At 56.5% G+C, this 5,978-nt stretch carries 2 tRNA genes and 3 rRNA genes; all 5 read left to right on the forward strand.

What is annotated here, in order from left to right:
* Window positions 1-542 precede the first annotated feature (542 nt).
* The 5 genes from IHV25_RS10170 (at window position 543) to rrf (ending at window position 5,852) form a co-directional block, all read left to right on the forward strand.
* A 16S ribosomal RNA gene (locus IHV25_RS10170) occupies window positions 543-2,022 on the forward strand.
* A 144-nt stretch (window positions 2,023-2,166) separates the two neighbouring features.
* Window positions 2,167-2,243 (forward strand) — tRNA-Ile (locus tag IHV25_RS10175).
* A 50-nt stretch (window positions 2,244-2,293) separates the two neighbouring features.
* Window positions 2,294-2,369, forward strand: a tRNA-Ala gene (locus tag IHV25_RS10180).
* 515 nt (window positions 2,370-2,884) lie between these two features.
* Window positions 2,885-5,629: ribosomal RNA gene (locus IHV25_RS10185) — 23S ribosomal RNA — on the forward strand.
* 108 nt (window positions 5,630-5,737) lie between these two features.
* Window positions 5,738-5,852 (forward strand): 5S ribosomal RNA (gene rrf, locus IHV25_RS10190).
* The 16S, 23S and 5S rRNA genes sit together here with 2 tRNA genes alongside, the layout of an rRNA operon.
* Window positions 5,853-5,978 lie beyond the last annotated feature (126 nt).

Genomic DNA, 5,978 nt, shown 5'->3' on the forward strand with positions numbered 1-5,978 from the left:
CTGCTTTTGCGGTGTGATTTTTGTGTGATTGGTGATTTTCTTCAAAAAAGGTGTTGACGGTTTGGGCGTGAGGGCTTAGAAACCGCCTCACCGACGGGGTGACACGGTTCACCGGTTGGTTCGGCGGCTCCTCCGGGGGCTTCCGGTTCGGGGGTTTCTCCGGCGCGGTTATGAAGCTTGCATCTTGCTTTTTTCATGATTTGTGCTAGATTTACTCCTTTGTGCCGCCCTCTGGCGGTTCAGGTTTCCGGTGTGAGCCGGTTGAGTTCTGCTGTTTGTCATTGTGAGCGAAACGCGAACGAAAGAGATGGGTGGACGGCGTTTTTCGGGTTAGTCCCGGAGGTTCGGCCGTTGCCGGAAGGAAACTTCCGCGCACTCATCTTGAGTAAGTCTAGAATACAAGGATTATCAATGCGGCAAGCCGGTTTATCCGGATTTGCCAGTCAACGTTGAGATCTTTGGGTTCTTACGACCATTCTTTCGCCCCCGGCCGGGCGGCGAGAGGATAACAAGTATGAGTGAGCGGGGTTACTTTCAGGTTTCAACTTGAGAGTTTGATCCTGGCTCAGGACGAACGCTGGCGGCAGGCCTAACACATGCAAGTCGAACGCACCGCAAGGTGAGTGGCGCACGGGTGAGTAACACGTGGGAACGTACCTCGAAGTACGGGATAACTGTTGGAAACGACAGCTAATACCGTATACGCCCTTTTGGGGAAAGATTTATCGCTTCGAGATCGGCCCGCGTCCGATTAGCTTGTTGGTGAGGTAACGGCTCACCAAGGCGACGATCGGTAGCTGGTCTGAGAGGATGATCAGCCACACTGGGACTGAGACACGGCCCAGACTCCTACGGGAGGCAGCAGTGGGGAATATTGCGCAATGGGGGGAACCCTGACGCAGCCATGCCGCGTGAGTGATGAAGGCCTTCGGGTTGTAAAGCTCTTTCAGATGTGACGATGATGACGGTAACATCAGAAGAAGCCCCGGCTAACTTCGTGCCAGCAGCCGCGGTAATACGAAGGGGGCAAGCGTTGTTCGGAATTACTGGGCGTAAAGAGCGCGTAGGCGGCCAGATCAGTCAGGGGTGAAATCCCGGGGCTCAACCCCGGAACTGCCCTTGATACTGTCGGGCTAGAATCCGTGAGAGGGTGGTGGAATTCCCAGTGTAGAGGTGAAATTCGTAGATATTGGGAGGAACACCAGTGGCGAAGGCGGCCACCTGGTGCGGTATTGACGCTGAGGCGCGAAAGCGTGGGGAGCGAACAGGATTAGATACCCTGGTAGTCCACGCCGTAAACGATGAGTGCCAGGTGTCGGGGTCTACGGATCTCGGTGCCGAAGCTAACGTTTTAAGCACTCCGCCTGGGGAGTACGGTCGCAAGATTAAAACTCAAAGGAATTGACGGGGGCCCGCACAAGCGGTGGAGCATGTGGTTTAATTCGAAGCAACGCGCAGAACCTTACCAGCCCTTGACATGCTGTGTTACGTGCAGAGATGCATGGTCCTCTTCGGAGGCGCAGACACAGGTGCTGCATGGCTGTCGTCAGCTCGTGTCGTGAGATGTTGGGTTAAGTCCCGCAACGAGCGCAACCCTCATTTTCAGTTGCCATCATTCAGTTGGGCACTCTGGAGAGACTGCCGGTGACAAGCCGGAGGAAGGTGGGGATGACGTCAAGTCCTCATGGCCCTTACGGGCTGGGCTACACACGTGCTACAATGGTGCCTACAATGGGCAGCGACCTCGCGAGGGGGAGCGAATCTCCAAAAGGCATCTCAGTTCGGATTGCACTCTGCAACTCGAGTGCATGAAGTCGGAATCGCTAGTAATCGTGGATCAGCATGCCACGGTGAATACGTTCCCGGGCCTTGTACACACCGCCCGTCACACCATGGGAGTTGGTTTTACCCGAAGACGGTACGCTAACCGCAAGGAGGCAGCCGGCCACGGTAGGGTCAGCGACTGGGGTGAAGTCGTAACAAGGTAGCCGTAGGGGAACCTGCGGCTGGATCACCTCCTTTCAAGGATGTTTCGTCAACGGTCCGGTCTCACCGGCTGTTCGAAGCTTCTTGCATACATCAAAACTCAGGTCGCACCGGATCCTCGGATCAGGGCGCCGTCCTCCTCTCTCTTTCGTCGCACGCAACATGGAAAGCACGGTGTTCGGGCCTGTAGCTCAGGTGGTTAGAGCGCACGCCTGATAAGCGTGAGGTCGGTAGTTCAAGTCTACCCAGGCCCACCAGCACAGGCGCTCGGTCTTCGCGGGTTTCGGGTTTTTCCCGTCTGCTTTCGGGGGCTGTAGCTCAGTTGGGAGAGCGCTAGCTTTGCAAGCTTGAGGTCGTCGGTTCGATCCCGTCCAGCTCCACCAGTTTTCCGCCGTGATTGCGTGCCCTTCGGAAGGGTTCTGTCTTCCGCACCTGTTTTTACGGGAGTGCGGGGTTCGCGTTTCGAGGTCCGGGTTTCCCGGACGGCGAATGCAAGCGTTTTGCTGTTTGTTATTGTGAAGAGGGTTTTGATGTCGTTTCGAGACCGGGATTTCATCCCGGGGACGAAGGACCGGTGACCGCTGCGGGTCTCAACCGCGGGGGTGCTTACGGGCCTTCCGGAAGGACAGCCGCTCCGAAAGGACGGTGTGTCGCTCGAAACATTGGAACGCCCGAAGCATGCTTTGGAGCGTTCCGTGGGAGACCGTTTTCCCTGTCCAACGGGAATACGGTCAAATCAATCTAGCGCTGAGATTAAAAACTCCGGGAACTCACTTTGTCGTTTCCGGGGGCGAGCAGGGCGGCAGGTTTACCTGCCGTGCAGTAGGGCCTTTGCCTGGTTATACCCCGTATCCTCTACCTGGTGGATGCGGTGGGCCGGACTGCCCCCTGCGCGTGACATCAAGCAAGACAAGGGCATCTGGTGGATGCCTTGGCGTCAAGAGGCGATGAAGGACGTGGTACTCTGCGATAAGCTTCGGGGAGCTGAGAACAAGCTTTGATCCGAAGATTTCCGAATGGGGAAACCCACCCCTTTGGGGTATCTGCATCTGAATACATAGGGTGCAGAGGCGAACCCGGTGAACTGAAACATCTCAGTAACCGGAGGAAAGGACATCAAATGAGACTCCGTTAGTAGTGGCGAGCGAACGCGGATCAGCCCAGTGGTCATGAAGGGACAACCGGAAGCGTCTGGAAAGGCGCACCTCAGAAGGTGACAGTCCTGTACGGGTAAAGACTTCATGATCCTTGAGTAGGGCGGGGCACGTGAAACCCTGTCTGAATATGGGGGGACCATCCTCCAAGGCTAAGTACTCCTTGACGACCGATAGTGAACCAGTACCGTGAGGGAAAGGTGAAAAGCACCCCGATGAGGGGAGTGAAACAGTTCCTGAAACCGGATGCCTACAAGCAGTCGGAGGGTCTTCGGACCTGACGGCGTACCTTTTGTATAATGGGTCAGCGACTTGATTTAACGAGCAAGCTTAAGCCGGTAGGTGTAGGCGCAGCGAAAGCGAGTCTTAATAGGGCGACAAGTTCGTTGGATCAGACCCGAAACCGAGTGATCTAGCCATGGGCAGGTTGAAGGTGGAGTAACACCCACTGGAGGACCGAACCCACGTCTGTTGAAAAAGACGGGGATGACCTGTGGCTAGGGGTGAAAGGCCAATCAAACTCGGAAATAGCTGGTTCTCCGCGAAAGCTATTTAGGTAGCGCGTCGGATGATTGCCTGCGGGGGTAGAGCACTGGATGGGCTAGGGGGCCGCGAGGCTTACCAAACCTAACCAAACTCCGAATACCGCAGAGTACAGTCCGGCAGACAGACACAGGGTGCTAAGGTCCTGTGTCAAAAGGGAAACAGCCCAGACCGCCAGCTAAGGTCCCCAAGTCATGGCTAAGTGGGAAAGGATGTGGGACGGCCATAACAACCAGGAGGTTGGCTTAGAAGCAGCCATCCTTTAAAGAAAGCGTAACAGCTCACTGGTCTAACAGCCGTTCTGCGCCGAAGATGTATCGGGGCTCAAGCCATGCACCGAAGCTGCGGGTTCTGTTCGTTAAGAACAGAGCGGTAGCGGAGCGTTCCGTAGTCCGCTGAAGGTGTTCCGTGAGGAATGCTGGAGGAATCGGAAGTGAGAATGCTGACATGAGTAGCGACAAGAAGCGTGAGAAACGCTTCCGCCGAAAGCCCAAGGGTTCCTGCGCAAGGTTAATCCGCGCAGGGTGAGCCGGTACCTAAGCCGAGGGCGAAAGCCGTAGGCGATGGAAATCAGGTTAATATTCCTGAGCTCGGGGAGAGTGACGCCTTCCGTAAATTGTACGTCCTTATCGGATTGGTCGTGCAGTGAAGGAGGGCCTGGAAATAGCTCCCCCATTAAGAGCCGTACCCTAAACCGACACAGGTGGGCCGGTAGAGTATACCAAGGCGCTTGAGAGAATGGTGTTGAAGGAACTAGGCAAAATGCCCCCGTAACTTCGGGAGAAGGGGGCCCTCCGCGTGGGCAACCGTGCGGAGGGGGCACAGACCAGGGGGTGGCGACTGTTTACTAAAAACACAGGGCTCTGCGAAGTCGCAAGACGACGTATAGGGTCTGACGCCTGCCCGGTGCCGGAAGGTTAAGAGGAGAGGTGAGAGCTTTGAATCGAAGCCCCGGTAAACGGCGGCCGTAACTATAACGGTCCTAAGGTAGCGAAATTCCTTGTCGGGTAAGTTCCGACCTGCACGAATGGCGTAACGACTTCCCCGCTGTCTCCAACATCAACTCAGCGAAATTGAATTCTCCGTGAAGATGCGGAGTCCCCACGGCCAGACGGAAAGACCCCATGAACCTTTACTACACCTTCGCAGTGGCGTCAGGATACCGATGTGCAGGATAGGTGGGAGGCTTTGAAGCGCGGGCGCCAGCTCGTGTGGAGCCATCCTTGAAATACCACCCTTCTGTTTTCTGACGTCTAACCGCGGTCCGTTATCCGGATCCGGGACCCTGCGTGGCGGGTAGTTTGACTGGGGCGGTCGCCTCCCAAAGAGTAACGGAGGCGCGCGATGGTGGGCTCAGGCCGGTTGGAAATCGGCTGACGAGTGCAATGGCAAAAGCCCGCCTGACTGCGAGAGCGACGGTTCGAGCAGAGACGAAAGTCGGTCATAGTGATCCGGTGGTCCCGTATGGAAGGGCCATCGCTCAACGGATAAAAGGTACTCTGGGGATAACAGGCTGATACTGCCCAAGAGTCCACATCGACGGCAGTGTTTGGCACCTCGATGTCGGCTCATCACATCCTGGGGCTGGAGCAGGTCCCAAGGGTTCGGCTGTTCGCCGATTAAAGTGGTACGTGAGCTGGGTTTAGAACGTCGTGAGACAGTTCGGTCCCTATCTACCGTGGGTGTTGGATATTTGAGAGGAGCTGTCCCTAGTACGAGAGGACCGGGATGGACGTATCTCTGGTGTACCGGTTGTCACGCCAGTGGCACCGCCGGGTAGCTAAATACGGACAGGATAACCGCTGAAAGCATCTAAGCGGGAAGCCCCCCTCAAAACAAGATATCCCTATCAGGATCGTGGCAGACCACCACGTCGATAGGCCGGGTGTGGAAGCGCAGCAATGCGTGAAGCTGACCGGTACTAATCATCCGACCGGCTTGATGATCCCGCGCAGAGGACAGTCCGGTTCCCGACACACACACGTCGCGAACCATGCCCCGCGCACAGCGCTAGACAATTCCCCACGACATCAAAAAAGAGACGTTTTCGATGAGCCGGTGGTCATGGCAGGCTGGATCCACCCGATCCCATCCCGAACTCGGCCGTGAAACGGCCTTGCGCCGATGGTACTGCATCTTAAGGTGTGGGAGAGTAGGGCGCCGCCGGTTCTTCGAAAACGTTTTATCCGGGCACTCCACCGAAATCCCCGGAACCAGACCCTCTTCAGCAAACAGCGCGCCGGAGACGGAACACACCGCTCCGGCGTTGTCGTTCCCGGACACCACCCCACGCCC

Source organism: Phaeovibrio sulfidiphilus, assembly GCF_014861485.1.
Lineage (GTDB): Bacteria > Pseudomonadota > Alphaproteobacteria > Rhodospirillales > Rhodospirillaceae > Phaeovibrio > Phaeovibrio sulfidiphilus.